The organism is Streptomyces shinuiensis (assembly GCF_043660855.1).
GTDB lineage: Bacteria > Actinomycetota > Actinomycetes > Streptomycetales > Streptomycetaceae > Streptomyces.
On the sequence record NZ_JBIHML010000001.1, the window covers coordinates 2,123,934 to 2,149,607 of the forward strand.

Below are 25,674 nucleotides of genomic sequence, written 5' to 3' on the forward strand. Positions count from 1 at the left end.
CACCGCCCCGGCGCACGGAAGGGGGCGGGACGGCCGCGGCCGTCCCGCCCCCTTCCGCCGTACACGCCTTACGCGCCGCCGGCGGGCGGCCTCAGTGGCGGCGGGGCGCCAGATCCGCGACCCGGCCCATCGCCTGGCCCTCGCCCGGGGCGATCGGCGGGGCCGCGCGCAACTGGGCGCCACCGCCGCCCGGCGGATGGTGCCGGCCGCGCTGGCCCGGCAGCGGCACCTCGCGCCGCGGCCGTCCGCCCGGACCGCCTGCCTGGCCCTCGCCCTCCGCTCCGGCCGGCCCGCCCTGACCGCTGTGCCCCGCCGGTCCGGGGGGCGGCACCGCGGTGCCGGGCACCGCGCCCACCGCGCCGGAGGGCGTACCGGCCTTACCGGCCACCGTGATCCGGACGCCCTGGTCCGCCAGCGCCTGGAGTTCGGCCGCGGCCCGGTCCTCGTGCGGCGCAGGCTCGTCGGTCACCAGGCGGGTGATGGCCTCCGGGGAGACGGTCTGGAACATGGTGTCGACGCCCAGCTTGGTGTGGTCCGCCAGGACGACCACCTCCGCGGCGGCCTGCACCAGCGCCCGGTCCACGCTCGCCGACAGCATGTTGGAGGTCGACAGGCCGCGCTCGGCCGTCAGCCCGCTGCCGGACAGGAAGGCGCGCGAGACCCGCAGCCCCTGCAGGGACTGCTCGGCGCCGCTGCCGACCAGCGCGTAGTCGGCGCCGCGCAGCGTGCCGCCGGTCATCACGACCTCGACGCGGTTGGCGTGCGCCAGCGCCTGCGCCACCAGCAGGGAGTTGGTGACCACGGTCAGGCCGGGAACGCGCGCCAGGCGGCGGGCCAGTTCCTGCGTGGTCGTCCCGGCGCCGACGACGACGGCCTCGCCCTCCTCCACGAGGCCCGCGGCGGCGTCGGCGATCGCGCTCTTCTCGGCGGTCGCCAGATGCGCCTTGTGCGGGAAGCCGGACTCCCGCGAGAAGCCGCCGGGCAGCACCGCGCCGCCGTGCCGGCGGTCCAGCAGCCCTTCCGCCTCCAGCGCCCGGACATCACGACGCACGGTCACTTCGGAGGTCTGGACGACACGTGCGAGTTCGCGGAGCGACACGGCTCCGTTGGCCCGCACCATTTCGAGGATCAGTTGACGACGTTCTGCAGCGAACACAGAACAGACGGTAACCCGGGCGACCGTCTGCTTTCAGCTGTTTCCACTGAATAACGGAAATTGTTCGTAGGCAGAACCCTGCCGTGGTATACGCGGACGGCCCGGCGGAACCCGGGCCGCCGGTCAGCCGCCCTCGGCCGCCTTCCGCGTCTGGAGCTGCCGCGCCACCTCGGCGATCGAACCCGACAGGGAGGGGTAGACCGTGAAGGTGTTCGCGATCTGCTCGACCGTCAGGTTGTTGTCGACCGCGATCGAGATCGGGTGGATCAGCTCGCTGGCGCGCGGCGCGACCACCACGCCGCCGACCACGATCCCCGTGCCCGGGCGGCAGAACAGCTTCACGAAACCGTCCCGCACGCCCTGCATCTTCGCCCGCGCGTTGCGCAGCAGCGGCAGCTTGACGGCGCGGGCGTCGATCCGGCCGGCGTCCACGTCGGCCTGGGTGTGGCCGACGGTGGCGATCTCCGGGTCGGTGAAGACGTTCGCCGAGACCGTCTTGAGGTCCAGCGGGGCCACCGTCTCGCCCAGGAAGTGGTACATCGCGATCCGGCCCTGCATGGCCGCGACCGAGGCGAGCGCGAACACGCCCGTGCAGTCGCCGGCCGCGTAGACGCCGGGCGCGGAGGTGCGCGAGACCCGGTCGGCGCGGATGTGGCCGGAGTCCTTCAGCGCCACCCCGGCCTCCTCCAGGCCGATGCCCGAGGTGTTGGGGACGGCGCCGACGGCCATCAGGCAGTGGCTGCCGGTGATGACCCGGCCGTCGGAGAGGGTGACCTCCACCCGGTCCCCGACGCGTTTGGCGGAGGCGGCCCGGGAGCGCGACATCACGTTCATGCCGCGGCGGCGGAAGACGTCCTCCAGCACGACCGCCGCGTCCGGGTCCTCGCCCGGCAGCACGCGGTCGCGCGAGGAGACCAGCGTCACCCGGGAGCCGAGCGCCTGGTAGGCGCCCGCGAACTCGGCGCCGGTGACGCCGGAGCCGACCACGATCAGCTCCTCGGGCTGCTCCTCCAGGTCGTAGACCTGCGTCCAGTTCAGGATGCGCTCGCCGTCGGGGCGGGCGTCGGGCAGCTCGCGCGGCTTGCCGCCGGTGGCGATGAGCACGGCGTCGGCCGTCAGCCGCTCCTCCTCGCCCCCGGCCGTCTCCACCACGACCTGCCGCGTGCCGTCGGGCGCCTGGTTCGGCTCCAGCCGGCCGCGGCCGCGCAGCACGCGGGCGCCGGCACGGGTGACGGCGGCGGTGATGTCGTGCGACTGTGCCAGCGCCAGGCGCTTCACACGCCGGTTGACCTTGCCCAGGTCCACGCCGACGACCCGGGCGGGGTTGTCGGGGTCGGGGGTGCCGTCCTCGACGATGATGCCGAGCTCCTCGTAGGAGGAGCCGAAGTTCGTCATCACCTCGGCGGTCGCGATGAGCGTCTTGGAGGGGACGCAGTCGGTCAGCACCGAGGCGCCGCCCAGACCGTCGCGGTCGACGACGGTCACCTCCGCTCCGAGCTGCGCGGCCACCAGCGCCGCCTCGTAGCCGCCGGGTCCACCACCGATGATCACGATCCGAGTCACGTACCCCAGTCTCGCACGCGCCCCCGAAGCGGCCGCCACCACCCGCCGCGGGCGTGACGGCGGGTGGCGGCGGTACGCGCGGAGGCGGTCCGCCCGGGCGGCGGCGGCCGCTGCCTATACCCTCGTCGCATGTCGCTCTACGCCGCATACGCCGGAAACCTCGACGCCCGGCTGATGTCCCGCCGCGCCCCGCACTCGCCGCTGCGCGGCACCGGGTGGCTCAGCGGCTGGCGGCTGACCTTCGGCGGCGAGCACATGGGGTGGGAGGGCTCGCTGGCGACCATCGTCGAGGCCCCGAAGGCGACCGTCTTCGTCGCGCTGTACGACATCGCTCCCATGGACGAGGACTCCATGGACCGCTGGGAGGGCGTCGGCATGGACGTCTACCGCCGTATGCGGGTGCGGGCGCACACCCTGGACGGCGACGAGCCGGCCTGGTGCTACGTCCTCAACGGCTACGAGGGCGGGCTGCCCTCGGCCCGCTACCTGGGGGAGATCGCCGACGCGGCGGAGTCGGCCGGGGCGCCCCACGACTATGTGACGGAGCTGCGCAAGCGCCCCTGCTGAAGCCGGGCGGCCGGACCCCCGGTAGTCGATTTCCGGCCACTTCGGCCCGCTTCCGGACATCCCGACCCTCCCGAGTCCGCTTTCGACCGCTTCCGGGACCACTCCCCGGACACCCGTCTACGCGCGTAGGCGATTACCGGCTACCCTCATCGGCGTGAACGCTTCTGCCACCACCGACTACTCCGGCGACCCGTACGCCGCCGCCGGCACCGCGGCGGCACGCCTGCGCGAGCTGACCGGCGCGCAGGCCCACGACGTCGCCCTGGTCATGGGCTCGGGCTGGGTGCCGGCCGCCGACGCGCTCGGGGAGCCGGAACACGAGTTCCCGGTCACCGACCTGCCCGGCTTCCCGCCGCCGGCGGTCGAGGGCCACGCCGGAAAGGTCCGCTCGCACCGCCTCGGCGACAAGCGGGCGCTGGTCTTCCTGGGCCGCACCCACTACTACGAGGGCCGTGGCGTCGCGTCCGTCGTCCACGGGATCCGCTCGGCCGTGGCCGCGGGCTGCAAGACCGTCGTGCTGACCAACGGCTGCGGCGGACTGCGCCCCGGAATGCGCCCCGGCCAGCCGGTCCTCATCCGGGACCACATCAACCTCACCGGCGTCTCGCCGATCGTCGGCGCCAACTTCGTCGACCTCACGGACCTGTACTCGCCGCGGCTGCGCGCGCTGTGCCAGGAGGTGGACGCCACCCTGGAGGAGGGCGTCTACGTCCAGCTCCCCGGTCCGCACTACGAGACGCCCGCCGAGATCGGCATGGTCCGGACGATCGGCGGCGATCTGGTGGGCATGTCCACCGTCCTGGAGGCGATCGCCGCCCGCGAGGCGGGCGCCGAGGTGCTGGGCGTCTCCCTGGTCACCAACCTCGCCGCGGGCATGACCGGCGAGCCGCTCAACCACGAGGAGGTCCTCCGGGCGGGCCGCGACTCGGCCGCCCGGATGGGCTCGCTGCTGGACAGCGTCCTGCGGCGCATCTGACGCGGCGCCGCCCGGCGGCACGGCCCCCGGATTCCCGGACTCCTGTCCCCGGTACCTCGGACGGCCCACCCCCGGGCGGGCCTCGCGGTCGTTCCGGGTACCGGTGGACACCTGGCGCCGTGCCGGTCGGGGTCTGCCCGGTGGCGAGGCTCCCCGGCCTCCGGCCGGGGTACCCCGGGTGTGTGCGATCGCGAGGCGGCCGGAAGCCGCGTGTGGCCGGTCCCACCCGGGCTTTCGGCCGACGCAGCTCGGGGGCACCACCCGGCCGGGGGCTGTGGGAGGCGGCGAGCGGGGTGAACCCTGGCGGACGCGGCACCGGCGCTCCCGCGCCCACCGGCGCGGGAGCGCAGCGAAACAGGAGCGGCGCACAGCGCCGCCCACAGGCGACACGCGAGAGGCGGAGAGACCGTGGCAACCGTGCACGAGGACCTGACCGCGCAGGCGCGGTCCTGGCTGGCCGAGGACCCCGACCCGCAGACCCGTGCGGAACTGACCGCCCTCATCGAGGCGGGTGACCTGGAGGAACTGGAAGACCGCTTCTCGGGCACCCTCCGGTTCGGTACCGCCGGGCTGCGCGGGGAGCTGGGTGCCGGTCCGATGCGGATGAACCGCGCGGTCGTCATCCGCGCGGCCGCCGGGCTCGCGGCGTACCTGCGGGCGCGCGGACACGGCGGCGGCCTGGTCGTCGTCGGCTACGACGCCCGCCACCGCAGCGAGGACTTCGCGCGCGACACCGCCGCCGTGATGACCGGCGCCGGCCTGCGGGCGGCCCTGCTGCCCCGACCCCTGCCCACGCCCGTACTGGCCTTCGCCGTCCGGCACCTGGGCGCCGTCGCGGGCGTCACCGTCACCGCCAGCCACAACCCGCCGCGCGACAACGGCTACAAGGTCTACCTCGGCGGGGGCTCCCAGATCGTGCCGCCCGCCGACGGGGAGATCGCCGACGAGATCGCCTCCATCGGCTCCCTCGCGGACGTCCCGCGCGCCGGGGCCGGCTGGGAGGTGCTCGGCGAGGACGTCGTGGACGCCTATCTGGAGCGCGCGGCCGGTGTCCTCACCCCCGGCGGGCCCCGGGACGTGAAGGTGGTCCACACCTCGCTGCACGGCGTGGGCGGCGCCACGGTCGCCGCCGCCTTCGAGCGCGCGGGCTTCCCCTCGCCGGTGCCGGTGGCCGAGCAGGCCGAGCCCGACCCGGACTTCCCCACCGTGGCCTTCCCCAACCCGGAGGAGCCCGGGGCGATGGACCTGGCCTTCGCCGCGGCCAGCGGGCACCGGCCGGATCTGGTGATCGCCAACGACCCCGACGCCGACCGCTGCGCGGTGGCCGTCCCCGACCCGGACACGGACGCGGGCTGGCGGATGCTGCGCGGCGACGAGGTGGGGGTGCTGCTGGCCACCCATCTGGTGCACAAGCGGGCGCGGGGGGCCTTCGCCACCACGATCGTCTCCTCCTCCCTGCTGTCGCGCATCGCCAGGGCGGCGGGCATGCCGTACACCGAGACACTGACCGGCTTCAAGTGGCTGGCCCGCGTGGACGGGCTGCGCTACGCCTACGAGGAGGCGCTGGGCTACTGCGTGGATCCCGAGGGCGTGCGCGACAAGGACGGCGTCACGGCGGCGCTGCTCGTCGCGGAACTGGCCGCCGAGCTGAAGGAGAGCGGGCGCTCCCTGACCGAACTGCTGGACGACATCGCGGTGGAGTACGGGCTGCACGCCACCGACCAGCTCTCGGTGCGGGTGGAGGACCTGTCCGTGATCGCCGACGCGATGAGCCGGCTGCGCCAGGCGCCGCCGGCTCTGCTGGCCGGTCTGACGGTGACCTCGGCCGAGGACCTGAGCCGGGGAAGCGGGGACCTGCCGCCGACCGACGGCCTGCGCTACCGGCTGGCGGGCGATCCCCGGCGGCGGGTGGCCGGCGCCCGGATCGTCGTCCGCCCCAGCGGCACGGAGCCGAAGCTGAAGTGCTACCTGGAGGCGGTCGTCTCCGTGGCGGACGCCTCGGACCTGGCCGCGGCCCGCGTTACGGCGGCGGAGGTGCTGGGCACCCTCAGGGCGGACCTCGCCGCCGCCGCGGGCATCTGACGCACGGGGGCCCGTTCCGCGGGCCGCGCCCGGTCCGGAGCCGGGGACGTCAGCCCAGGAACAGCAGGAGCAGCAGCGCCGCCCCGCCGGCCACCGCCGGGACGAGGACCTCGTAGGCCCAGCGGACGCTCGGGGCGCCCTGCGCCCCCTCGTCGGAGGCGTGGCGCTCGGCCAGGGTGCGGATCTCGTCGATCGCCTGGTCGGCCTGGGGCCGGTAGCCGCCGGTGCCGGACATCCCCGGGGCGAACACCGCTCCGGGGCCCGACAGGTTCGACGAGGCGGCGCCGCCCCCCTGGCCCTGCCGCAGCGCCTTCTTGCGCTGGCGCAGCGAGACCGGGATCGCCCACATCTGGTACTTGCCGTCGCCCGCGTGGACCTCGGCGGAGTACGCCGCCCGTACACCCTCGACCGACGCCCACGGCAGCGTGATCGTGCGGAAGGGGTTGCGCACCCGCAGCCGCTCGCGCCCCGCGTACACGGCGGGCCGCAGGGAGAAGGCGAAGATCAGCGGCACGAACGCCGCCAGCGCGGCCAGCGAGATCCACCGGGTGCGGCCCTCGCCGTTGACGATCCCGTCGGCGGCCAGCAGCACGACGAGTGCCAGCAGCAGGGCGCCTCCCACCATGCCCATGGCCGAGCGGTAGGTGTGGTCCGCGTACCCCGTCTGCTCACTCATGCCTCCGATTCTGCCTGACCCCGCCGCACGGTCGTCCGGCCGGTGGGCACCTCACGGACCCGGTCGTGCGTCCGTCGCGTGCCCGCCGGGGGCCGGCCGGGATACGGGGAGGGGGATGACAGTTTGCTACGCGCGTAGATATGCTCCCCTGGTGACCATGCCTGCCTCGTCTCCCACCGCACCCGCCGCACCGCCTCCCGCCGCGCCTCCCGCACTGGCGGACGCGACCGCCTCCGACGCCGCGCTGCGCCGCTTCCTGCACGGCCTGCCCGGGGTCGACGCCGTCGGTCTGGAAGCCCGCGCGGCCCAGCTCGGCACCCGTTCGATCAAGACCACGGCGAAGGCTTACGCCATCGACCTCGCCATCTCGATGATCGACCTGACGACCCTGGAGGGCGCCGACACCCCGGGCAAGGTCCGGGCGCTGTGCGCCAAGGGCGTCAACCCCGACCCCACCGACCGCACCGTGCCGAAGGTCGCCGCGATCTGCGTCTACCCGGACATGGTGGCCACCGCCCGGCGGGCCCTGGACGCCGGCGGCGGGCAGGACGTCAAGGTCGCCTCCGTGGCCACCGCGTTCCCCTCCGGCCGCGCCGAGCTGGGCGTGAAGCTGGCGGACACCCGGGACGCGGTGGCGGCGGGCGCAGACGAGATCGACATGGTGATCGACCGGGGCGCCTTCCTCTCCGGCCGCTACATGAAGGTCTTCGAGGAGATCCGGGCCGTGAAGCGGGCGTGCGCCCGCGCCGGCGGCGAGGACGCGCATCTGAAGGTGATCTTCGAGAACGGCGAGCTGTCCACCTACGACAACATCCGCCGCGCCTCCTGGCTGGCGATGCTCGCCGGCGCCGACGTCATCAAGACCTCCACCGGCAAGGTCGCGGTCAACGCCACCCCGGCGAACACCCTGGTGATGCTGGAGGCCGTACGCGACTTCCGCGCCGCCACCGGCACGCGGATCGGGGTCAAGCCCGCGGGCGGCATCCGCACCACCAAGGACGCGGTTCGGTACCTGGTGATGGTGAACGAGGTCCTCGGCGACGACTGGCTGCACCCCGACTGGTTCCGCTTCGGCGCCTCCAGTCTCCTCAACGACCTGCTGATGCAGCGCCAGAAGCTGACCACCGGGCGCTACTCCGGCCCCGACTACGTGACGGTGGACTGATCACGATGAGCCCCATGTTCGAGTACGCACCCGCGCCCGAGTCCCGCGCCGTGGTGGACATCGCCCCCTCCTACGGGCTGTTCGTCGACGGCGAGTTCCGCGAGGCCGCGGGCGGCAAGTCCTTCAAGACCCTCTCGCCGTCCACCGAGGAGGTCCTCTCGGAGGTCGCCCACGCCGGCGCCGAGGACGTGGACGCCGCCGTGGCCGCCGCCCGCCGCGCCTTCGCCCCCTGGTCGGCGCTGCCCGGCTCCGAGCGCGCCAAGTACCTGTTCCGGATCGCCCGGATCATCCAGGAGCGCTCGCGTGAGCTGGCCGTCCTGGAGACCCTGGACAACGGCAAGCCGATCCGCGAGACCCGCGACGCCGACCTGCCGCTGGTCGCCGCGCACTTCTTCTACCACGCGGGCTGGGCCGACAAGCTGGCCCACGCCGGGTACGGGCCGGACCCGAGGCCGCTGGGCGTGGCCGCCCAGGTCATCCCGTGGAACTTCCCGCTGCTGATGCTGGCGTGGAAGGTCGCCCCGGCGCTGGCCTGCGGCAACACCGTGGTCCTCAAGCCCGCCGAGACCACCCCGCTGTCGGCGCTGTTCTTCGCGGACGTCTGCCGCCAGGCGGGGCTGCCCGGGGGTGTCGTCAACATCCTCACCGGCGACGGCTCCACGGGGGCCGCGCTGGTGGCGCACGAGGGCGTCGACAAGGTCGCCTTCACCGGTTCCACGGCCGTGGGCAAGCAGATCGCCCGCACGGTCGCCGGGACGCGCAAGAAGCTCACCCTGGAGCTGGGCGGCAAGGGCGCCAACATCGTCTTCGACGACGCGCCGATCGACCAGGCGGTCGAGGGCATCGTGAACGGCATCTACTTCAACCAGGGCCAGGTGTGCTGCGCGGGCTCGCGCCTGCTGGTCCAGGAGTCGGTGCAGGACGAGCTGCTGGACGCGCTGCGGCGCCGGCTGTCCACCCTGCGGGTGGGCGACCCGCTGGACAAGAACACCGACGTCGGCGCGATCAACTCCGCCGAGCAGCTCGCCCGCATCACCGAACTCGCCGACAGCGGCGAGGCCGAGGGCGCCGAGCGGTGGTCCCCGGCGTGCGAACTGCCCGAGCGGGGATTCTGGTTCGCGCCGACGGTCTTCACGAACGTCACCCAGGCCCACCGGATCGCCCGCGAGGAGATCTTCGGCCCGGTGCTGTCGGTGCTGTCCTTCCGCACCCCGGACGAGGCGGTGGCCAAGGCGAACAACTCGCAGTACGGCCTGTCCGCGGGCGTGTGGACGGAGAAGGGTTCGCGCATCCTGTCGATGGCGAACAGGCTCCGGGCCGGTGTGGTGTGGGCCAACACGTTCAACAAGTTCGACCCGACCTCGCCGTTCGGCGGCTACAGGGAGTCGGGCTTCGGCCGCGAGGGCGGCCGTCACGGTCTGGAGGCGTACCTCGATGTCTGAGCAGTCCGGCAACCCCGGCGGCGCCGCGCGCACGCGCCTGGGCGTTCTGAAGACCTACAAGCTGTTCGCCGGGGGGAAGTTCCCCCGGTCCGAGAGCGGACGGGTGTACGAGGTGACCGACACACGCGGCAACTGGCTGGCCAACGCCCCGCTCGCCTCCCGCAAGGACGCCCGGGACGCGGTGGTCGCGGCCCGCAAGGCGTTCGGCCCCTGGTCGGGGGCGACCGCCTACAACCGCGGCCAGGTCCTCTACCGGATCGCCGAGATGCTGGAGGGCCGCCGCGAGCAGTTCGCCGCGGAGGTGGCGGCCGCCGAAGGCCTGTCGAAGACGAAGGCCGCGGCCCGGGTGGACGCGGCGGTCGACCGCTGGGTGTGGTACGCGGGCTGGTCCGACAAGATCGCCCAGGTCGCGGGCGGGGCGAACCCGGTCGCCGGCCCGTACTTCAACCTCTCCACCCCGGAGCCGACCGGTGTGGTCGCCGTGCTGGCCCCGCAGGAGTCCTCCCTCCTGGGCCTGGTCTCGGTGCTCGCCCCGGTGATCGTCAGCGGCAACACGGCCGTCGTCGTGGCGAGCGAGCGGGCGCCGCTGCCCGCCCTGTCGCTGGCCGAGGTGCTGGCCACCTCCGACCTGCCCGGCGGGGTGGTCAACGTCCTGTCCGGGCGGACCGCGGAGATCGCCGCGCCGCTCGCCGCCCACCAGGACGTCAACGCGATCGACCTGGCGGGCGCGGACGCGGATCTGGCCGGGGAGCTGGAGGTGGCCGCCGCGGACAACCTCAAGCGGGTGCTGCGCCCGGAGGCCGGCGGGTCCGCGGCCTCCAGCTGGTCCGCCGACCCGGGTGTGAAGCGGATGCTGGCCTTCGTCGAGACCAAGACCGTCTGGCATCCCGTCGGCGTCTGACGGGCCGTCCGGGCCGCGCCTCCCCTCCGGGTCTTTCAGGGGAGCCGCGGCCCCGGAGCACCTCCTCGGCCGGGCGCCCGCTCAGCCGGGCAGCAGCCCCGCCGCCGGGCCCGTCACCGGAAGGGTGCGGACCGTGCCCCCTTCGCTGACCGGCCCCGTGACGGCTCCGGTGGTCACCGGCTTGAAGTCGGCGATCTGGGTGCCGACCGTGTTGTCCAGCGGATCGACGCCCGTGCCCGCCAGCGGATCGATCCGCGCGTCCTTGACCGGGCGCACCGCACCGGCCGTCGCGTGCCCGGTGGCCCCCACGCCCTCGGCCAGACCGTGCACGCCGGAGCCGAGCGAGTCCGGCGAGAGCGCCGACGTCAGACCCGAGAGCTGCACGGGCGCCGCGGCCGCCGCCCCCGCCCCTCCGGCCACCGCGGCCCCGGCCGCGGAGACGGTCAGCCCGGCCCGCAGCAGGGCTCGCTGGACGCCGCTGCTCCCCGCTTGCCTCTCCCGTGCGTGACGGCGGCGCTGAGCGGTCATCGGTACACCTACCAAGAGAACTCGAAGACTGTGTCCGTACGGTGACGCAGCGTATACGAGCCGGGCGTCACACGCACACGCGTACCGGCCTCCCTGTGGATGGCCGACAATGGTCTTCCGTGAGCTCCCACGACACCGCCCGCGTGATCCTGCTGACCGGCCCCTCGGGCTCCGGCAAGTCCTCGCTGGCCGCCCGCACCGGGCTGCCCGTACTGCGCCTGGACGACTTCTACAAGGAGGCCGGGGACCCGTCCCTCCCCCGGCTCACCGGGGGCGGCCGGGTGGACTGGGACCACCCCGGCTCCTGGGACGCCGACGCGGCGGTGGCTGCGATCGCCGCCCTGTGCGGGAACGGCCGGGCCGCCGTCCCGGTGTACGACATCTCCACAAGCGCCCGGACCGGCGAGGACGCACTGGACCTGCGCGGCGCGCGCCTGTTCGTCGCCGAGGGGATATTCGCCGCCGAGATCGCCGGGCGCTGTCTCGAACTCGGCCTGCTGGCCGACGCGTTGTGCCTGCGCGGGCGCCCCTCCACCACCTTCCGGCGGCGGCTGGTGCGCGATGTGCGCGAGGGCCGCAAGTCGCTGCCCGTCCTGGTGCGCCGCGGCTGGGCCCTGATGCGCGCCGAGGGCGCGATCGTCGCGCGCCATGTCGCCCTGGGCGCCCGCGCCTGCGACCGGGACGAGGCACTGGCGCGGATCGAGGCGCTCGGCGCGCCCGGGAGGCGTACGCGCCCTCATGCGCGCCCGGGTGCCGTGCGCGCATGAGGGCGGGCCGGGTCGGACACCCCGGCCGACCCGGCCCGCTCCCGGAGCACCCCCGTGCTCTCCCCCGTTCCCCCGTCTCCCCCCGGTCCCGGTGCGTCAGGCGACCAGCTCGCCGAAGCTCTCCTCCGAATCGCGCCCGAAGCTCAGCGTCTCGTCGCCGCGCAGCCGGCGCAGGGAGCGCCAGATACTGCTCTTGACCGTGCCGACGCTGATGTTCAGGATGTCCGCGATCTCCGGGTCGGTGCGGCCCTCGTAGTAGCGCAGGACCAGCATCGTGCGCTGGAGTTCGGGCAGCCGCGCCAGCGCCTGCCACAGCACCGCGCGCAGTTCGGTGCCGCGCATCGCGTCGCTCTCGCCGGCCGGCTCGGGCAGTTCCTCGGTCGGGTACTCGTTGAGCTTGCGGCGGCGCCAGGCACTGATGTGCAGGTTCGTCATGGTGCGGCGCAGGTATCCGCCGACCGCGGCCTTGTCGGTGATCCGGTCCCAGGCGCGGTAGGTGGAGAACAGCGCGCTCTGCAGCAGGTCCTCGGCCTCGTACCGGTCGCCGGTGAGGTGGTACGCGGTGGCGTACAGGGAGGCGCGGCGCTCGCGGACGTAGGCGGTGAACTCCGCCTCCGTCACACCCTCCCGGCGCCGCTCCCCCGGTTCCCCCCCGTGCGCTTCCTCCCCCCGGTCCCCCCCGGCCGGCTCGGGGGCGGCGGCGATGTGCGCCGGCCGCCGGCGACCGGCGCCGCGGTCGCGTCCCGAAGCTCCCGCGGCGCCGGACTTCCCCCCGCCCTGTGCCGGAACCACGGGAGTGTGCAGACGCGTGTGGATAACCGCGCTGGTGACGTTGCGGTGCAGTGTGTTCATCTCGCGCCCCCCCTTGTGGAACCGGCTCGTGTCCTCGGTCCGTGCCGAGTACGCCGAATACACTGCCGGGGCAGTTTCATCGCCGGGTCCGCCGTCTGTCACAGGGGTGTCACAGAGGCGGGGTGGGCCGTGACCCGCCCGCGTCCGCGCCCCGTTCACCGGCCGGTCGAAGTACGGGCACGGTATGAGCCAGAATGGCGCGCGTGCCTTTCCTGTTGCTGATCGAGGACGACGAGGCCGTCCGTACGGCCCTGGAGATGGGGCTGACCCGGCAGGGCCACCGCGTGGTGACCGCTGCCTCGGGCGAGGACGGCCTCAAGCTGCTGCGCGAACAGAGGCCCGACCTGATCGTGCTGGACGTCATGCTGCCCGGCATCGACGGTTTCGAGGTGTGCCGCCGCATCCGGCGCACGGACCAGCTGCCGATCATCCTGCTGACCGCGCGCAGCGACGACATCGACGTCGTGGTCGGCCTGGAGTCCGGCGCGGACGACTACGTGGTCAAGCCGGTGCAGGGACGGGTGCTGGACGCCCGGATCCGCGCGGTGATGCGGCGCGGCGAGCGGGAGGCGAACGACTCGGCGACCTTCGGCGCGCTGGTCATCGACCGCTCGGCGATGACGGTGACGAAGAACGGCAGGGACCTTCAGCTCACCCCGACCGAGCTGCGGCTGCTGCTGGAGCTGAGCCGCCGCCCCGGGCAGGCGCTGTCACGGCAGCAGTTGCTGCGGCTGGTGTGGGAGCACGACTACCTGGGCGACTCCCGGCTGGTCGACGCGTGCGTCCAGCGGCTGCGCGCCAAGGTCGAGGACGTCCCCTCCTCGCCGACGCTGATCCGCACGGTGCGCGGCGTCGGCTACCGGCTGGACCCCCCGGCGTGAGAGGGGCGTACGAGGCCGGCGGGGACCCGGCGCCGATACCCTCGTCCCGGCACGGCCGGACCCGGTGGGAGGCGCCGTGAGCGGCTCCCTGGGCAGGGTCGCCGGGTCGCTGCGGCTGACGAGCCTGCGGCTGCGGCTGGTGGTGGTCTTCGCGCTGGTCGCGCTGACCGCCGCGGTGGCCGTCTCCGGCATCGCGTACTGGATCAACCGCGACGCCGTCCTGACCCGGGCGCAGAACGCCGCGCTCAACGACTTCCGCGAGTCGCTGGGCGACAACGCCGGCGCCCTTCCCCGCCGGCCGGCCTGCGACGCGCTGCGGGAAACGGCCGGCGCCATGGCCAGCACCACCCAGCGGTACGAGGTGGTGCTGATCGGGGAACAGGCCGGCGGCTCGCGGTGCGAGGCGGCGTCCGACCCGGCGTTCACCCTGGAGGACGTGCCCCGCGCGCTGCGCTCGGCGGTCGCCGGCAAACGTCCGGTCGACGCCGTCAACAAGGCCCCCTACCACCTGTACTGGCAGCGGATCACGGTGAACGGCGAACCGTATCTGGTGGGCGGTGCGACCGTGATCGGCGGCGGGCCGACGGGCTACATGTTCAAGTCGCTCGCCCCCGAGCGGGACGACCTCAGCTCCCTGGCCTGGTCCCTGGGGATCGCCACCGCGCTGGCCCTGGTCGGCTCCGCCCTGCTGGCGCAGGCCGCCGCCACCACGGTGCTGCGGCCCGTGCAGCGGCTGGGCGAGGCGGCACGGAGGCTGGGCGAGGGGCGGCTGGAGACCCGGCTGAGGGTGTCGGGGAAGGACGAACTGGCCGAGCTGTCGAGGACGTTCAACCGCACCGCCGAGGCGCTGGAGCAGCGGGTGGCCGACCTGAGCGCCCGAGAGGAGTCCAGCCGCCGCTTCGTGGCGGACATGTCGCACGAGCTGCGCACGCCGCTGACCGCGATCACCGCCGTCACCGAGGTCCTGGAGGACGAGGTCGACTCCCTCGACCCGATGATCGCGCCCGCGGTCACCCTGGTCGTCAGCGAGACCCGGCGGCTGAACGACCTGGTGGAGAACCTGATGGAGGTCACCCGCTTCGACGCGGGGACGGCCCGCCTGGTGCTCGACGACGTCGACGTCGCGGACCAGGTGACGGCCTGCATCGACGCCCGGGCCTGGCTGGACGCGGTCGAGCTGGACGCCGACCGCGGCATCACGGCACGGCTCGACCCGCGCCGCCTGGACGTGATCCTGGCCAATCTGATCGGCAACGCGCTCAAGCACGGCGGCTCCCCGGTGCGGGTGTCGGTGCGCACCCGCGAGACCGCGGGGCCGGACGGGGACGAGCTGGTCATCCGGGTCGCCGACCGCGGCCCCGGCATCCCCGAGGACGTGCTGCCGCACGTCTTCGACCGCTTCTACAAGGCCAGCGCCTCCCGGCCCCGCTCCGAGGGCAGCGGACTCGGACTGTCGATCGCCATGGAGAACGCCCACATCCACGGCGGCTCCATCACCGCCGGGAACGCGCCCGAGGGAGGCGCGGTCTTCACCCTGCGGCTGCCGCGCGACGCCAGCCGCCTCGCACCGGAGCAGGACCGGGACCGGGACACGGACACCGCCTCGGACACGGAATCCGGCACGGACACCGACACCGGCCCGGGCGCGGACGGCGGCGGGGCGCACCGGGAGGACGGACGATGAGCACCACACGCCGTACGGCCCCCGGGCTCCGCGCGAGCGCCGCGGCCCTGGCCGCGCTCGCGCTCGGCGGGTGCGGCATACGCTCCACGCCCGTGCCGGTGGACGCCGGCCCGGCGCCGTCGCGGGCCTCGTGCACGGCCCCCGCCGCCGAGGAGGAGCGGCGCCCCGGCGACGGGAGCGTCCGGGCGGACGTCTTCCTGGTCTGCGGCGGCACCGTCTCGGCGGTGGAGCGCACCGTGGCACCGGGCGGCTCGGAGTCCGGCCCGGACACCCGGCTGGAGACGGCCCGCGGGCTGCTGGAGGAGTTGCGGGAGAACCCGTCCCGGGCCGAACGGGAGGCGGGTTTCGGCAGCTCGGTCCCCGGGGGACTGGAGGTCACCGGGCCCGGGGAGGGCGACCCCGGGGGGACGCTGCGGCTGAGCCGGGAGCCCGGCGGACTGCCGTCCTTCGCGCTGGCCCAGATCGTCTGCACGTTCACGGGCACGGCCGCCGCCGGCCAGGACGGCTCGGTGGTGCTCGGCGGTCCGGCACGGGACGGTGGCGGGGAGCCCCCGCTGCGCTACTCCTGCACCGACGAGCTGCGCGGCGGCCCGGAGGCGGCGAAGACCGCGGGCGCCCCGCTCCCGTAGGCGCCGGGCGCCCGCGCCCGGTGCCCGCGCCACGCACCGGCTCGTCCGGAGGAGCGGAACCGCCGCGCGCGCCGTGTGCGTCTGTGTCGCCGTGCAGCGTCATCACCCCGGCGGCTCCGCCGCCCACCGCATCCGTGCAGCGGGGCTCGTACTCCTCGGCTGCCACCTGCTGTTCGTCGGCTGGCTGACGCTGCGGCCCCTGTCCGTCCCCTGGGTCTCCCCCGCGAACCTGCGGCCCTTCGCCTCGATCCACGCCGATCTGGCGGACGGCCCCCGGGCGGCGCTGGAGGGCATCGGCGGCGGGCTGGCGCTGCTGGCCCCGCTGGGGGTGCTGCTGCCGATGGCGGCGGGCCGGGCGGCGTCGCGGCTGGGCTCGTGGGCGCGTACGGTCTTCGCCGCCGCGATGATCTCGCTCGGTATCGAGCTGGTGCAGCCCGCGGTACCGGGGCAGGTGGCGGACGTGGACACGCTGCTGCTCAACACCACGGGCGTGGCCCTGGTCCATCTGCTGTGCTACCCGGCACTGCGCGCCCGGCTGCGCGCGGCGGCGCGGCGGGAGCCCTCCGGCGCCCGGCGGCCGGGGCCCCCCGGGAAGGGGGATCAGGGTGTGCCCCCGAGGACTCCCAGGGTCGGAATCGCACCCTAGAGGGAGGCTTTCAACCGTAACGCTCGCCTACGGTGGATCTGTCCCCGCCGAACGACGGCGTTCCGCCAAGAGCGAAGGAGTCCCGCCATGGCCGCAATCGTCCGCCCCAGCGACGACCGGATGATCGGTGGTGTGTGCGCCGGGCTGGCCCGCCGCTTCGGTACCACCCCGAACACGATGCGCGTGATCTTCCTGGTCTCCTGCCTGCTGCCGGGGCCGCAGTTCCTGCTCTACATCGCCCTGTGGATCCTGCTGCCGGACGAGCGGAAGATGCAGCGCGCGAGTTGGTGACGCGTCTCGCACGAACACCCCTGCACAGGGGAACGGGCCGCGCGCCGGGGACGGCCCGGTGCGCGGCCCGTGGCACCTCCCGTGGGCGGGGTGGAGGGAGGGGGAGGCGCGGGAAGGGGAAAAGGAGGAGGCGCGTCAGCCCAGCAGCTTGCCGGTCTGCAGGGCGCCGGTGAGCTTGCCCGTCGGCAGGTTGAGCATCGTCGGCTTCTCCGGGCTGCCCAGCGGCAGGCCGCCGAGCAGGTCCCGCACCGGATCCTGCTGCCTGGTGTTGGGCTGCTGCCCCGCCCTGTCCTCGGCGGGGGCGGGCAGCGTCCTGGCCTGCTGGGGTGCGTCGGGGGCGGGCAGCGTCCTGGCGACCTCCTGCACGGGCAGGCTCTTCAGCGTGCCTCCGGCGGTCTTGCCGAGCCCCAGGGTGTCCGCCGCGGAGGCGGCCCCGGCGCCGGTGGCGGCGAAGGCGGCGCCGAGCACGGCGACACCGATCGTCTTCATCGTTCGCTGCTTCATCAGCTGGTACGTCCTCGTGTGGATGGCTTGAGCGGCCTCGCGAACGTAGCCAGGGCGCCGCGTCCGCCGCAAACACCCCGGAACGGCCGGGCGCCCGCGTCCGCCGCCGCGCCCGGCCGCCCGCCGCACCCTCCTCCGGCCGCATCCGGCCGGAGGAAGTGCTGGTCACAGGCCCTTGGCGGCGGCCTCCCGGAACAGCCACTCGGCCTTCAGTTCGGCGTATCCGGGCTTGATCACCTCGTTGATCATGGCCAGACGTTCATCGAAAGGGATGAACGCGGACTTCATGGCGTTGACGGTGAACCACTGCATGTCGTCCAGCGTGTAGCCGAACGTCTCCACCAGGTGCCCGAACTCGCGGCTCATGCCGGTGCCGCTCATCAGCCGGTTGTCGGTGTTGACGGTGGCGCGGAAGCGCAGCCGCCGCAGCAGCCCGATGGGGTGCTCGGCGTACGAGGAGGCCGCTCCGGTCTGGATGTTGGAGGTGGGGCACAGCTCCAGCGGGATCCGCTTGTCGCGCACGTACGCCGCCAGCCGGCCCAGCTTCACCGTGCCGTCGTCGGCGACGTGGATGTCGTCGATGATGCGCACCCCGTGGCCGAGCCGGTCGGCGCCGCACCACTGGAGGGCCTGCCAGATGGACGGCAGCCCGAACGCCTCGCCGGCGTGGATGGTGAAGTGGTTGTTCTCGCGCTTGAGGTACTCGAAGGCGTCCAGGTGGCGGGTGGGCGGGTGGCCCGCCTCGGCGCCCGCGATGTCGAAACCGACGACGCCCTCGTCCCGGTACCGGTTGGCCAGTTCGGCGATCTCCAGCGAGCGGGCGGCGTGCCGCATGGCGGTGAGCAGGGCGCCGACGCGGATGCGCCGGCCGGCCTCGCGGGCCCGGCGCTCGCCCTCTCGGAAGCCCTCGTTGACGGCCTCGACGACCTCCTCCAGCGTCAGCCCCGCCTCCAGGTGCTGCTCGGGGGCGTAGCGCACCTCGGCGTACACCACGCCGTCGGCGGCCAGGTCCTCGGCACACTCGGCCGCGACCCTCACCAGCGCCTCGCGCGTCTGCATGACCGCGCAGGTGTGGGTGAAGGTCTCCAGGTAGCGTTCCAGCGAACCGGAGTCGGCCGCCTCGCGGAACCAGGCGCCCAGCGCCTCGGGGTCGGTCTCGGGCAGACCGCCGTAGCCGCACTCGCGGGCGAGCTCGGCGACGGTGGCCGGACGGAGGCCGCCGTCGAGGTGGTCGTGGAGCAGCACCTTGGGGGCGCGGTGGATCTGGTCCGGAGTGGGGACGGTGGTGACAGTCTCGCTCGTCATTGCCGCACTCTAGCGCCTACGCGCGTAGATATCATCCTCGGGCGGGTCCCGCACCCGCCCGCGCACGGCCCGGACGCGACCCCGGGGCTTTCGATACCCAATGGTGACCGACCGGCACCGCCCGTACACCCCCGCTTCTGCGATCGTTTTCGCCGTGACTCAGCAGGCGTTGCCGCGTCGGGATGCGCGGCTGGGGCGGGCGTTCGGGGACGACCACGCGGTACAGGGCGTGGCCTTGCTGCTTCCGGGAGGGACGGCCGCGGGCACGCGCGGCCGTTCCCGCCGGGCCGCGGCGGCGATCCTGCCGCTGGCGCGGCGGCTGGCGCGGGCGGGGGCGGGGCACGACGTGACCGCGCACGTCCTCCACTACCGCTACCGCGGCTGGAACGGCGCGGACGCCCACCCCGTACGGGACGCCGAGTGGGCGCTGGAGGAGGTCACACGCCGCTACGGCGACGTCCCCGTTTGCCTGGTGGGCCGGGACATCGGCGCCCGGGCGGCGCTGCGGGCCGCGGGCCACCCGGCGGCGGTCTCCGTCCTGGCGCTGGCCCCCTGGCTGCCGGAGGGCCGCGAGGACGGCGGGGAGGAGCCGGTGCGGCAGCTCGCCGGCCGGCGGGTGCTGATCGTGCACGGCACGGACGACGAGCACACCGACCCGGACCGCTCCTACCGGCTGGCCGTGCGGGCGAAGAGGATCAACCCGGACGTCTGCCGCTTCGAGGTCCACACCGACGGCCACGCGCTGCGCCGGCACCGCGCGGAAGTCCTCGCCCTGGCCGAGGACTTCACCCTGAGCACGCTGTGCGACCGGGACTTCGCCCGCCCGGTGGCCGACGCGCTGGCGGCCCCGCCGCCGCTGGGCCTGCGGATGCCGCTGGCGGCCGGTTTCGGCCGCTCCCTGCGCCACTGAGCGCCCCGCGGGGCGCACACGGCACCCCTGCGCGCCCCTACGCCAGCAGCCGCCCCCGGCGGCTCAGCAGGAACGTCCGGAACGCCGCCACAGGCGGGGTGTCCGGGCGGCCGTCCACCCAGGCCACCCCGATCTCCCGCACCGCCCGCGGCCGGCTGACCGCCAGCTCCCGCACCCCCGGCCGGGGCACGGCCGGAGGCGGCAGCAGGGCCACCCCCAGCCCGGCGGCGACCAGCCCGCGCAGCGTCTCGGCCTCCTCCCCCTCGAACGCAATCCTCGGCTTGAAACCCGCCTCGGCGCACAGCGCGTCGAAGATCCGCCGCATCCCGTAGCCCGGTTCCAGGGTGATGAACGGCTCCTGCGCCGCCTCCTCCAGCCGCACCCGCCTGCGCCGCGCCAGCGGATGCTCCTCGGGCACCACCAGCCGCAGCCGCTGCTCGTCCAGCCGCCGCGCGACCAGATCCGGGGCGTCCGGCACCGGGGAGGTCAGGCACAGGTCCAGATCCCCGGCGCGCAGCCGCTCGATCATCGCCTCGCCGTACGTCTGCACCAGCGAGAAGCGCACCCGGGGATGGTCGGCGCGGAAGGAGCGGATCAGCCCCGGCACGGTCTCCGACCCCAGCGTGTGCAGGAAGCCGAACGCCACCTTCCCCGCCGCCGGATCGGCGTCCGCCCGCACCGCCTCCGCCGCCTGCTCCACCGAGCCCAGCGCCCGTTCCACCGAGGCCAGGAAGGTACGCCCGGCCGGCGTCAGCGCGACCGTCCGCCCCCGCCGCGCGAAGAGCGCGACTCCCAGATCGTCCTCCAGCCGGGCCATCGCCCGGCTGAGCGTGGACTGCGGCACCCCCAGCTCGCCGGCCGCCCGCGTGACGTGCTCGTGCCGGGCCACGGCGACGAACTGCGCCAGCCGCGGGGTGAGCACGGCGGCCCAGGAACCGGGGTCGATGTGAGCGGCGTCACCGGATGTGTCGGATGTAACCGAGATGTCTTTTCTGTTGCCGACCGGTGACACAGCACCCTCCCATCTCACCTTATGCACTCCTGCATGAAGACCGGCACCTTTGTGCATTGGACGCATCAGATCCTTGATCGTACGTTCGGGACATGCCTTCCGTCGATACCGGGGCGCCTGTCCGCGCAGGTGCCTCTCCCGAGCGTTTCCCGTCCTCCACCCGGCGCATCAGCCTCGCCCTCTTCGCCGTGGGCCTGGCGACCTTCGCCCTGCTGTTCTCCACCCAGCCCCTGCTGCCCGCCCTCTCGGCCGACTTCGGCGTGACGCCGGGACAGGCGAGCTGGACCGTCTCGGCCGCCACCATCGCGCTCGCGGTGGCCGTGCTGCCGCTGTCCGCCCTCTCCGAGCGCTTCGGACGGCGCGCCCTGATGACGGGCTCCCTGGCGGTCGCGGTCGCCGTCGCGCTCGCGCTGCCCTTCGCCCCCAGCATGGAGGTGCTGATCGCGCTGCGCGTCCTGCAGGGCGCGGCGATCGCGGGCATTCCGGCCTCGGCGACGGCGTACCTGGCGGAGGAGGTACGGCCCGCAGCACTGGTCGGGGCGATCGGCCTGTTCGTGGCGGGCAACAGCGTCGGCGGGATGACCGGCCGCGTCCTCACCGGCTGGGTCGCCGAGGGCTGGGGCTGGCGCACCGGGCTCGCGGCGGTCGGCGCGCTCGCCCTGCTGTGCGCCCTCGCCTACCGGCTGCTGATCCCCCGGGCGCACAACTTCACCCCGGCCTCACTGCGTCCCGCCGAGGTGCTGAACACCGTGCGCGGCCACCTGTCCGACGGGCTGCTGGTGCGGCTGTACACCCTCGGCCTGCTGTTCATGACCGTCTTCGGCGCGGTCTACACGGTGGTCGGCTACCGGCTGACCTCCGAGCCCTTCGGCCTCTCCCAGGGCCTGGCCGGCTCGGTCTTCGTGATCTACCTCGTCGGCACGGTCTCCTCGGCCGCCGCCGGGCGCCTGACCGGACGGCTCGGCCGCCGCGGCGCGCTCTACCTGGCCATCGGTGCCACCACCACCGGCCTGCTGCTGACCCTCGGCGACACCCTCGCGGCCGTACTGCTGGGCCTGGTCCTGGTCACGGCGGGCTTCTTCGCCGGCCACGCGGTCGCCTCCGGCTCGGTGGGCCGCACGGCCAAGACGGGCCGGGCCCAGGCCTCGGCTCTGTACCAGATGGCGTACTACGTCGGCAGCTCCCTGGGCGGCACGCTGGGCGCGATCGCCTACCACGCGGCCGGCTGGAGCGCGACGGTCGCCTTCTCCCTCACTGCCCTGGTCCTGGCGGCGGGCGTCACCCTCTACGCCACGCGCCGCGCGGTGGTCCAGCGCCGCCTGGCGGTCGCGCGGACCTGCTGAGCCCCGTCCCGCGGGTGTCTTTCCGGCCGGCTCAGCCGGCGGGGAAGACGCCCGTGTCGATGGTGAGGCCGAAGGGATCGGGAAGGTGGATGGTGTCCCCGAACTTCCCCGCGTGCAGCACCCGGTAGACGTCCTCCTTCGGCTCCCCGTAGAGCGTCACGGTCGGGCCGCCGGGCGCCCAGCGGTCGACCAGCAGATACAGGGGCACCCCGGCCTGGGCGTAACCGGCGGGCTTGCTGACCCGGTCGTGCCGGGCGTTGGATGACGAGGTGATCTCCACGACGAGTTCCGCATCGTCCGCCGAGACAAACCGATCCGCATCCCTCATCGCGGTTTTCGGCACGACCAGGAGGTCGGGGATGTAGATCCCGCTGCGAGAAGGAACGGAAACGCCCTGAGTCTGGTAGATGCCCCAGTCTCGGGGGATCACCGTGTACAACGCCCGCTGGATCTCGTCAGCGATGTCGTTGTGATCCTTGGCAGGCGGTGGTGACACAGTAACGACCCCATCAATGATCTCCACCTTGGAGCCCTCGGGCCCGTCCGTCTCCTCCCAGAGCCGGACCAGGTCGTCCCAGCCGTGGGCACGCCCCGGCCCCGGATCGACGGTGAGTGCGCTCATGGCGGTCTCCTCTATCGGTGCGTCACCGATCCCAGCATGCCCAACGCACCCCGCGCGGGTCCACCGCCCCCATTCACCCGAACGGGGAACCTCGCAGGTCAGGCAGCGGCGGTCCGCTCGGGCGCGGCGAGCCAGACGAGCCGGGCCGTGACGCCCGCCTCCCGCCCGAACCACCACACGGCCCGCTCCGGCGAGCCGAGCACGAGCCGCGAGGCGCCATCGGCGCCGCTCACCTGCGTACGCCCGTCCTCGTACACCGTGCCCCACGCGGCGACGCACCCGTCCAGCTCCCCGTCACCCGCATCCCACATCTGGACCACGGCGAACTGCCGCGGCGCGAGGTCCACGACCATCGCCCGCAACTCCTCCCCGAAGCCTCCCTGCCCTGCGGCTCCGGGATTTCCGTGCGGTCCGGGGCCGCCGTTCTGCGGGGATACGGTGTCCATGAACGCCTCCTGCGGAAGGGGTGTGAACGCGACTGTGCGACCTGGCGGGAGCAGCCGCACCGGTCGCGGTGTGCCTCACCGTAGCGAGGTCGGTGGTATGCATTCCATCGAAGCGAAAGAATGCATACGCTTCTTCGCTCTCCGGGGTGACCACCGGGAACCGTGTACGAGCCAGGGAGAACGACCATGCCGCCGAGCAAGGTCCCACCGACCATCCGGCAACGACGCCTGGGCGCGGAACTTCGCCGGCTGAGAGAACAGGCGGGGCTGTCCGCCACCCAGGCCGGTGAACTCCACGGCACCACCCAGGCTCGCATCAGCGGCATCGAGTCCGGTGGCTACCCGGTGAGCGCCGAACGCGTACGAGCCCTGGCCCGCTTGTACTCGTGCACGGACCAGGCCCTCATCGACGCCCTCGCCTCGATGACAGGCGGACGGACACGCGGCTGGTGGGAGGAGTACCGGGAGATCCTTCCCGCCGGAGCACTGGAACTGGCCGAGCTGGAGCACTTCGCGCGTTCCGTGCGCATCGCGTCAGCGGTACATCTTCCCGGCCTGCTTCAGACAGCCGACCACGCCCGCGCGCTCTTCCAGGACGTGGTGCCCGCGCTGTCGCCACCCGAGGTGGAACATCTGGTCTCGCACCGGATCAAGCGGCAGGCGGTGCTTTACGGCGAGAGACCGACTCCTCTGACCGTGATCGTCCACGAGGCCGCACTGCGCATGGGCTTCGGCGGTCCGAAAGTCGCCCAGGAGCAACTGCGGCACCTGCTCACCATGAGTGAACAGGATCATGTCAGCCTGAAAGCGATCCCTTTCGGCACCGGGAGTTACCCCAGTTCCGGCGCGGGCATCGTCTACCTCGCTGCCGAGGTTCCCCAATTGGACACCGTTCAGGTGGACACGGACACGCACTCGGAGTTCGTGGCCACTCAACCGCAGTTGGCCAGGTACCGAGCCGTGCTCGACAAACTGGAGGCCAACGCCCTTGAACCGGTGCCATCTCGCGATCTGATCCATGGCATCGCACGAACGCTCTGAAGGAGAAGAGAAGATGTCGACCGACAGGTGGCAGAAGTCCTCCTACAGCGGAACGGCCGCCAACTGCGTCTACGTCGCCGCGAGCGACGACGGCACCATCAAACTGCGCGAGAGCGACGACTCCGGTGCCGTTCTGACCACCACGCCCGAGAGGCTGGCCGCCTTCATACGCAGTGTGAAGACGGGCGAGCTCGACCGCTTCACCGATTCCTGACCTGGACCGGGGTGCGGTGGGGCCGGGGATGTGCGGGGGTCGGGGCCGGTCCGGGGCGAACATTCCGGACGGCATGATTTACGGCCGTTGCCGTGCACCGTTGGGTGACCCAGCGATTGGCCGCAAATCACGCCCCTGGCCTCCGGCATGGGGAACCCCGGAGTGTCCGGAACATCCGCCCCTCCCCGCCCCCTCCCGCCGTTGCCCCGCTGCGGCTGGTTCCCGGCTGTCCGTCGCGCGGTGCCAGTGCTCAGCGCTTGCCCCGACAGATCGGTCGGTCAAAGACCGTCGCAGTAGGAGTGACCGCTACGCTGCGGTGGCTGTGAGCCCAAGTGGTGCGCAGGCCGCAGCCTTCTTCCGGGACGTCCCCCGCAGCCGGACGGTCTGGCTCGTGCGGGACGAGCAGGGGAGCCCGGCGCCTCGGGATTCCGACGGCACACGGAGCCTGCCGTTCTGGTCCACCTCCGCCCGTGCCACCCGGGCGGCACGTGTGTGGGGTCACGGACTGTGGGTGGCATCGATGCCCCTGGAACAGTGGCTGGAGGCCGAATTGCCCTCCGCCGCCGAGGACGGGTTGCTGATCGGGATCAACTGGTCAGGTCCTCGTCTTGTGGGGTGGAGCTTCACCGTCGCAGAGACGCTCAATCGCCTCGCTGCCGCCGGCTGACCGGCACCGCATGCACCATCGGAATGAGCGCGGGCGGCATCGGCAGATCAGGCCCGGTCCGAAGCGCAGTCCGGGTCAGGGCGCTTCGTTCAGCTTGGAGGCGAGCCGTGTATGCCCTGTCCGCGCAGCCGTGTCGCCCTGGAAAAGGGATTGCCCCGGAGGGAGAGCTCACGTTGGCTGGTCGGCATGGCCGAACTGCATACCGATCGCCTCCTCCTTCGTCGATGGCGTGACTCCGACCTCGGACCATGGGCGGCGATGAACGCCGATCCCGAGGTCCGCGAACACTTGGGCGATGTACTCAACCGTGAACAGAGCGATGCCGCTGTGGCACTGTTCCAGGCCGAGTTCGACCGGCGAGGCTACGGGTGGTGGGCGGTCGAGGTGCAGGCCACAGGCGAGTTCATCGGCTTTGCGGGCCTGGACGAAGTGGATGACGGCATGCCGTTCACCGGAGTGGAGATCGGCTGGAGACTCGCCCGGTCGGCCTGGGGCCAGGGCTACGCCACCGAGGCCGCACTGACGGTACTGGGCTACGGCTTCGACACGCTCGAGCTTCCCGAAGTCCTCGCCGTGACCACAGCCACCAACCTTCGTTCACAGGCGGTCATGCGCCGGATCGGCATGACCCGGAACCCGGCCGACGACTTCGACGACCCCGCCGCACCCGAAGGACCACTGCGCCCGAACATGCTGTACCGGATCGCCCGCGGTACGAGAGTCTGACGTTCGCCGCGGTAGCAGGGGCATGTGCACGGAAGATGCGGTACGGCATGCGGGAAGCCGACCCGCAGCGCGCCGGAC

Annotated in this window: 28 protein-coding genes; 18 read left to right on the forward strand and 10 right to left on the reverse strand. The window is 73.4% G+C overall.

Annotated elements, in window-relative coordinates:
• Positions 1–91: 91 nt before the first annotated feature.
• A complete protein-coding gene (locus ACGRHY_RS09340) occupies positions 92–1,156 on the reverse strand; it encodes a DeoR/GlpR family DNA-binding transcription regulator (RefSeq protein ID WP_394634926.1) in 1,065 nt (354 codons plus the stop codon).
• A gap of 123 nt (positions 1,157–1,279) precedes the next feature.
• Positions 1,280–2,728 carry an NAD(P)H-quinone dehydrogenase gene (locus ACGRHY_RS09345; protein ID WP_394637978.1) on the reverse strand — a complete coding sequence of 483 codons (1,449 nt, stop codon included), beginning with the start codon at positions 2,726–2,728 and terminating at the stop codon, positions 1,280–1,282.
• Positions 2,729–2,848: 120 nt separating this feature from the next.
• Between ACGRHY_RS09345 and ACGRHY_RS09350 the strand changes: the two genes are divergently transcribed.
• The 3 genes from ACGRHY_RS09350 (at position 2,849) to ACGRHY_RS09360 (ending at position 6,344) form a co-directional block, all read left to right on the forward strand.
• Entirely contained in the window at positions 2,849–3,286 is a 438-nt protein-coding gene (locus ACGRHY_RS09350) for a gamma-glutamylcyclotransferase family protein (RefSeq protein WP_394634927.1), read from the forward strand.
• Positions 3,287–3,440: 154 nt separating this feature from the next.
• Positions 3,441–4,262, forward strand: a complete 822-nt coding sequence (locus ACGRHY_RS09355) for a purine-nucleoside phosphorylase (RefSeq protein WP_394634928.1) — start codon at positions 3,441–3,443, stop codon at positions 4,260–4,262.
• A gap of 417 nt (positions 4,263–4,679) precedes the next feature.
• Positions 4,680–6,344, forward strand: coding sequence for a phospho-sugar mutase (locus tag ACGRHY_RS09360; protein WP_394637979.1), 1,665 nt, complete (start codon positions 4,680–4,682; stop codon positions 6,342–6,344).
• A 49-nt stretch (positions 6,345–6,393) separates the two neighbouring features.
• On the opposite strand, the gene ACGRHY_RS09365 is transcribed toward ACGRHY_RS09360, so the two are convergent.
• A complete protein-coding gene (locus ACGRHY_RS09365) occupies positions 6,394–7,020 on the reverse strand; it encodes a PH domain-containing protein (RefSeq protein ID WP_394634929.1) in 627 nt (208 codons plus the stop codon).
• A gap of 157 nt (positions 7,021–7,177) precedes the next feature.
• On the opposite strand from ACGRHY_RS09365, the gene deoC reads away from it, so the two are divergent.
• Genes deoC through ACGRHY_RS09380 form a run of 3 tightly spaced genes read left to right on the forward strand, consistent with a single transcriptional unit; the run spans position 7,178 to position 10,528 of the window.
• Positions 7,178–8,185 carry a deoxyribose-phosphate aldolase gene (gene deoC / locus ACGRHY_RS09370; RefSeq protein WP_394637980.1) on the forward strand — a complete coding sequence of 336 codons (1,008 nt, stop codon included), beginning with the start codon at positions 7,178–7,180 and terminating at the stop codon, positions 8,183–8,185.
• Positions 8,186–8,190: 5 nt separating this feature from the next.
• Entirely contained in the window at positions 8,191–9,627 is a 1,437-nt protein-coding gene (locus ACGRHY_RS09375; RefSeq protein ID WP_394634930.1) for an aldehyde dehydrogenase family protein, read from the forward strand.
• Positions 9,620–10,528, forward strand: coding sequence for an aldehyde dehydrogenase family protein (locus tag ACGRHY_RS09380; RefSeq protein WP_394634931.1), 909 nt, complete (start codon positions 9,620–9,622; stop codon positions 10,526–10,528). Before ACGRHY_RS09375 ends, ACGRHY_RS09380 begins: the two co-directional genes overlap by 8 nt.
• Positions 10,529–10,609: 81 nt before the next feature.
• Here ACGRHY_RS09380 and ACGRHY_RS09385 read toward each other — a convergent pair whose 3' ends face one another.
• Positions 10,610–11,056, reverse strand: a complete 447-nt coding sequence (locus tag ACGRHY_RS09385; RefSeq protein WP_394634932.1) for a hypothetical protein — start codon at positions 11,054–11,056, stop codon at positions 10,610–10,612.
• 119 nt (positions 11,057–11,175) lie between these two features.
• Between ACGRHY_RS09385 and ACGRHY_RS09390 the strand changes: the two genes are divergently transcribed.
• Positions 11,176–11,823 carry a uridine kinase family protein gene (locus ACGRHY_RS09390; protein WP_394634933.1) on the forward strand — a complete coding sequence of 216 codons (648 nt, stop codon included), beginning with the start codon at positions 11,176–11,178 and terminating at the stop codon, positions 11,821–11,823.
• Positions 11,824–11,919: 96 nt separating this feature from the next.
• On the opposite strand, the gene ACGRHY_RS09395 is transcribed toward ACGRHY_RS09390, so the two are convergent.
• On the reverse strand, positions 11,920–12,675 hold the full coding sequence (locus ACGRHY_RS09395) for a SigE family RNA polymerase sigma factor (protein ID WP_394634934.1): 756 nt from the start codon (positions 12,673–12,675) through the stop codon (positions 11,920–11,922).
• Between the two features lie 203 nt (positions 12,676–12,878).
• Here ACGRHY_RS09395 and afsQ1 point away from each other — a divergent pair, with 203 nt between their 5' ends.
• The 5 genes from afsQ1 to ACGRHY_RS09420 all read left to right on the forward strand — a co-directional run bounded on the left by afsQ1 (position 12,879) and on the right by ACGRHY_RS09420 (position 16,806).
• Positions 12,879–13,556 carry a two-component system response regulator AfsQ1 gene (afsQ1, locus tag ACGRHY_RS09400; RefSeq protein WP_173915081.1) on the forward strand — a complete coding sequence of 226 codons (678 nt, stop codon included), beginning with the start codon at positions 12,879–12,881 and terminating at the stop codon, positions 13,554–13,556.
• Positions 13,557–13,632: 76 nt separating this feature from the next.
• On the forward strand, positions 13,633–15,240 hold the full coding sequence (locus tag ACGRHY_RS09405) for a sensor histidine kinase (protein WP_491630957.1): 1,608 nt from the start codon (positions 13,633–13,635) through the stop codon (positions 15,238–15,240).
• On the forward strand, positions 15,237–15,869 hold the full coding sequence (locus ACGRHY_RS09410) for a hypothetical protein (RefSeq protein WP_394634936.1): 633 nt from the start codon (positions 15,237–15,239) through the stop codon (positions 15,867–15,869). Before ACGRHY_RS09405 ends, ACGRHY_RS09410 begins: the two co-directional genes overlap by 4 nt.
• A 91-nt stretch (positions 15,870–15,960) precedes the next feature.
• The gene (locus ACGRHY_RS09415; protein ID WP_394634937.1) at positions 15,961–16,515 is read left to right on the forward strand and encodes a VanZ family protein; all 555 of its coding nucleotides are present in this window, start codon (positions 15,961–15,963) and stop codon (positions 16,513–16,515) included.
• 87 nt (positions 16,516–16,602) lie between these two features.
• Positions 16,603–16,806, forward strand: a complete 204-nt coding sequence (locus tag ACGRHY_RS09420) for a PspC domain-containing protein (protein WP_394634938.1) — start codon at positions 16,603–16,605, stop codon at positions 16,804–16,806.
• Between the two features lie 135 nt (positions 16,807–16,941).
• On the opposite strand, the gene ACGRHY_RS09425 is transcribed toward ACGRHY_RS09420, so the two are convergent.
• Together ACGRHY_RS09425 and ACGRHY_RS09430 are read right to left on the reverse strand one after the other, a co-directional pair.
• Positions 16,942–17,310 carry an ATP-binding protein gene (locus tag ACGRHY_RS09425; protein WP_394634939.1) on the reverse strand — a complete coding sequence of 123 codons (369 nt, stop codon included), beginning with the start codon at positions 17,308–17,310 and terminating at the stop codon, positions 16,942–16,944.
• A gap of 165 nt (positions 17,311–17,475) precedes the next feature.
• The gene (locus ACGRHY_RS09430) at positions 17,476–18,615 is read right to left on the reverse strand and encodes an adenosine deaminase (protein ID WP_394634940.1); all 1,140 of its coding nucleotides are present in this window, start codon (positions 18,613–18,615) and stop codon (positions 17,476–17,478) included.
• A gap of 154 nt (positions 18,616–18,769) precedes the next feature.
• On the opposite strand from ACGRHY_RS09430, the gene ACGRHY_RS09435 reads away from it, so the two are divergent.
• Complete coding sequence (locus ACGRHY_RS09435) at positions 18,770–19,525, forward strand: alpha/beta hydrolase (protein ID WP_394634941.1); 756 nt, start codon at positions 18,770–18,772, stop codon at positions 19,523–19,525.
• A gap of 37 nt (positions 19,526–19,562) precedes the next feature.
• Here the strand turns inward: ACGRHY_RS09435 and ACGRHY_RS09440 are convergent, their stop codons facing one another.
• Entirely contained in the window at positions 19,563–20,537 is a 975-nt protein-coding gene (locus ACGRHY_RS09440) for a LysR family transcriptional regulator (RefSeq protein ID WP_394634942.1), read from the reverse strand.
• A 92-nt stretch (positions 20,538–20,629) separates the two neighbouring features.
• On the opposite strand from ACGRHY_RS09440, the gene ACGRHY_RS09445 reads away from it, so the two are divergent.
• A complete protein-coding gene (locus tag ACGRHY_RS09445; RefSeq protein WP_394634943.1) occupies positions 20,630–21,880 on the forward strand; it encodes an MFS transporter in 1,251 nt (416 codons plus the stop codon).
• Between the two features lie 31 nt (positions 21,881–21,911).
• Here the strand turns inward: ACGRHY_RS09445 and ACGRHY_RS09450 are convergent, their stop codons facing one another.
• Together ACGRHY_RS09450 and ACGRHY_RS09455 are read right to left on the reverse strand one after the other, a co-directional pair.
• Complete coding sequence (locus tag ACGRHY_RS09450; RefSeq protein ID WP_394634944.1) at positions 21,912–22,502, reverse strand: Uma2 family endonuclease; 591 nt, start codon at positions 22,500–22,502, stop codon at positions 21,912–21,914.
• 98 nt (positions 22,503–22,600) lie between these two features.
• Complete coding sequence (locus ACGRHY_RS09455; RefSeq protein WP_394634945.1) at positions 22,601–22,948, reverse strand: hypothetical protein; 348 nt, start codon at positions 22,946–22,948, stop codon at positions 22,601–22,603.
• A gap of 186 nt (positions 22,949–23,134) precedes the next feature.
• Here ACGRHY_RS09455 and ACGRHY_RS09460 point away from each other — a divergent pair, with 186 nt between their 5' ends.
• From ACGRHY_RS09460 to ACGRHY_RS09475, 4 genes are all read left to right on the forward strand, one after another.
• Positions 23,135–23,989: a helix-turn-helix domain-containing protein gene (locus ACGRHY_RS09460; RefSeq protein ID WP_394634946.1), complete on the forward strand. Its 855-nt coding sequence runs from the start codon at positions 23,135–23,137 to the stop codon at positions 23,987–23,989.
• Between the two features lie 13 nt (positions 23,990–24,002).
• Positions 24,003–24,203, forward strand: a complete 201-nt coding sequence (locus tag ACGRHY_RS09465) for a DUF397 domain-containing protein (protein WP_394634947.1) — start codon at positions 24,003–24,005, stop codon at positions 24,201–24,203.
• A gap of 73 nt (positions 24,204–24,276) precedes the next feature.
• Positions 24,277–24,870, forward strand: a complete 594-nt coding sequence (locus ACGRHY_RS09470; RefSeq protein WP_394634948.1) for a DUF2750 domain-containing protein — start codon at positions 24,277–24,279, stop codon at positions 24,868–24,870.
• 186 nt (positions 24,871–25,056) lie between these two features.
• Positions 25,057–25,596, forward strand: a complete 540-nt coding sequence (locus ACGRHY_RS09475; protein WP_394634949.1) for a GNAT family N-acetyltransferase — start codon at positions 25,057–25,059, stop codon at positions 25,594–25,596.
• Positions 25,597–25,674: the final 78 nt, after the last annotated feature.

What these genes read in the sequence shown, in the direction of transcription:
- ACGRHY_RS09445 (WP_394634943.1), top strand. Translation starts at nt 20,630, where the DNA reads ATGCCTTCCGTCGATACCGGGGCGCCTGTCCGCGCAGGTGCCTCTCCC.
- ACGRHY_RS09410 (WP_394634936.1), top strand. Translation starts at nt 15,237, where the DNA reads ATGAGCACCACACGCCGTACGGCCCCCGGGCTCCGCGCGAGCGCCGCG.
- ACGRHY_RS09375 (WP_394634930.1), top strand. Translation starts at nt 8,191, where the DNA reads ATGAGCCCCATGTTCGAGTACGCACCCGCGCCCGAGTCCCGCGCCGTG.
- ACGRHY_RS09380 (WP_394634931.1), top strand. Translation starts at nt 9,620, where the DNA reads ATGTCTGAGCAGTCCGGCAACCCCGGCGGCGCCGCGCGCACGCGCCTG.
- ACGRHY_RS09420 (WP_394634938.1), top strand. Translation starts at nt 16,603, where the DNA reads ATGGCCGCAATCGTCCGCCCCAGCGACGACCGGATGATCGGTGGTGTG.
- ACGRHY_RS09430 (WP_394634940.1), bottom strand. Translation starts at nt 18,615, where the DNA reads ATGACGAGCGAGACTGTCACCACCGTCCCCACTCCGGACCAGATCCAC.
- ACGRHY_RS09475 (WP_394634949.1), top strand. Translation starts at nt 25,057, where the DNA reads ATGGCCGAACTGCATACCGATCGCCTCCTCCTTCGTCGATGGCGTGAC.
- ACGRHY_RS09450 (WP_394634944.1), bottom strand. Translation starts at nt 22,502, where the DNA reads ATGAGCGCACTCACCGTCGATCCGGGGCCGGGGCGTGCCCACGGCTGG.
- ACGRHY_RS09455 (WP_394634945.1), bottom strand. Translation starts at nt 22,948, where the DNA reads ATGGACACCGTATCCCCGCAGAACGGCGGCCCCGGACCGCACGGAAAT.
- ACGRHY_RS09350 (WP_394634927.1), top strand. Translation starts at nt 2,849, where the DNA reads ATGTCGCTCTACGCCGCATACGCCGGAAACCTCGACGCCCGGCTGATG.
- ACGRHY_RS09395 (WP_394634934.1), bottom strand. Translation starts at nt 12,675, where the DNA reads ATGAACACACTGCACCGCAACGTCACCAGCGCGGTTATCCACACGCGT.
- deoC (WP_394637980.1), top strand. Translation starts at nt 7,178, where the DNA reads ATGCCTGCCTCGTCTCCCACCGCACCCGCCGCACCGCCTCCCGCCGCG.
- ACGRHY_RS09385 (WP_394634932.1), bottom strand. Translation starts at nt 11,056, where the DNA reads ATGACCGCTCAGCGCCGCCGTCACGCACGGGAGAGGCAAGCGGGGAGC.
- ACGRHY_RS09470 (WP_394634948.1), top strand. Translation starts at nt 24,277, where the DNA reads ATGATTTACGGCCGTTGCCGTGCACCGTTGGGTGACCCAGCGATTGGC.
- ACGRHY_RS09365 (WP_394634929.1), bottom strand. Translation starts at nt 7,020, where the DNA reads ATGAGTGAGCAGACGGGGTACGCGGACCACACCTACCGCTCGGCCATG.
- ACGRHY_RS09465 (WP_394634947.1), top strand. Translation starts at nt 24,003, where the DNA reads ATGTCGACCGACAGGTGGCAGAAGTCCTCCTACAGCGGAACGGCCGCC.
- ACGRHY_RS09425 (WP_394634939.1), bottom strand. Translation starts at nt 17,310, where the DNA reads ATGAAGCAGCGAACGATGAAGACGATCGGTGTCGCCGTGCTCGGCGCC.
- ACGRHY_RS09460 (WP_394634946.1), top strand. Translation starts at nt 23,135, where the DNA reads ATGCCGCCGAGCAAGGTCCCACCGACCATCCGGCAACGACGCCTGGGC.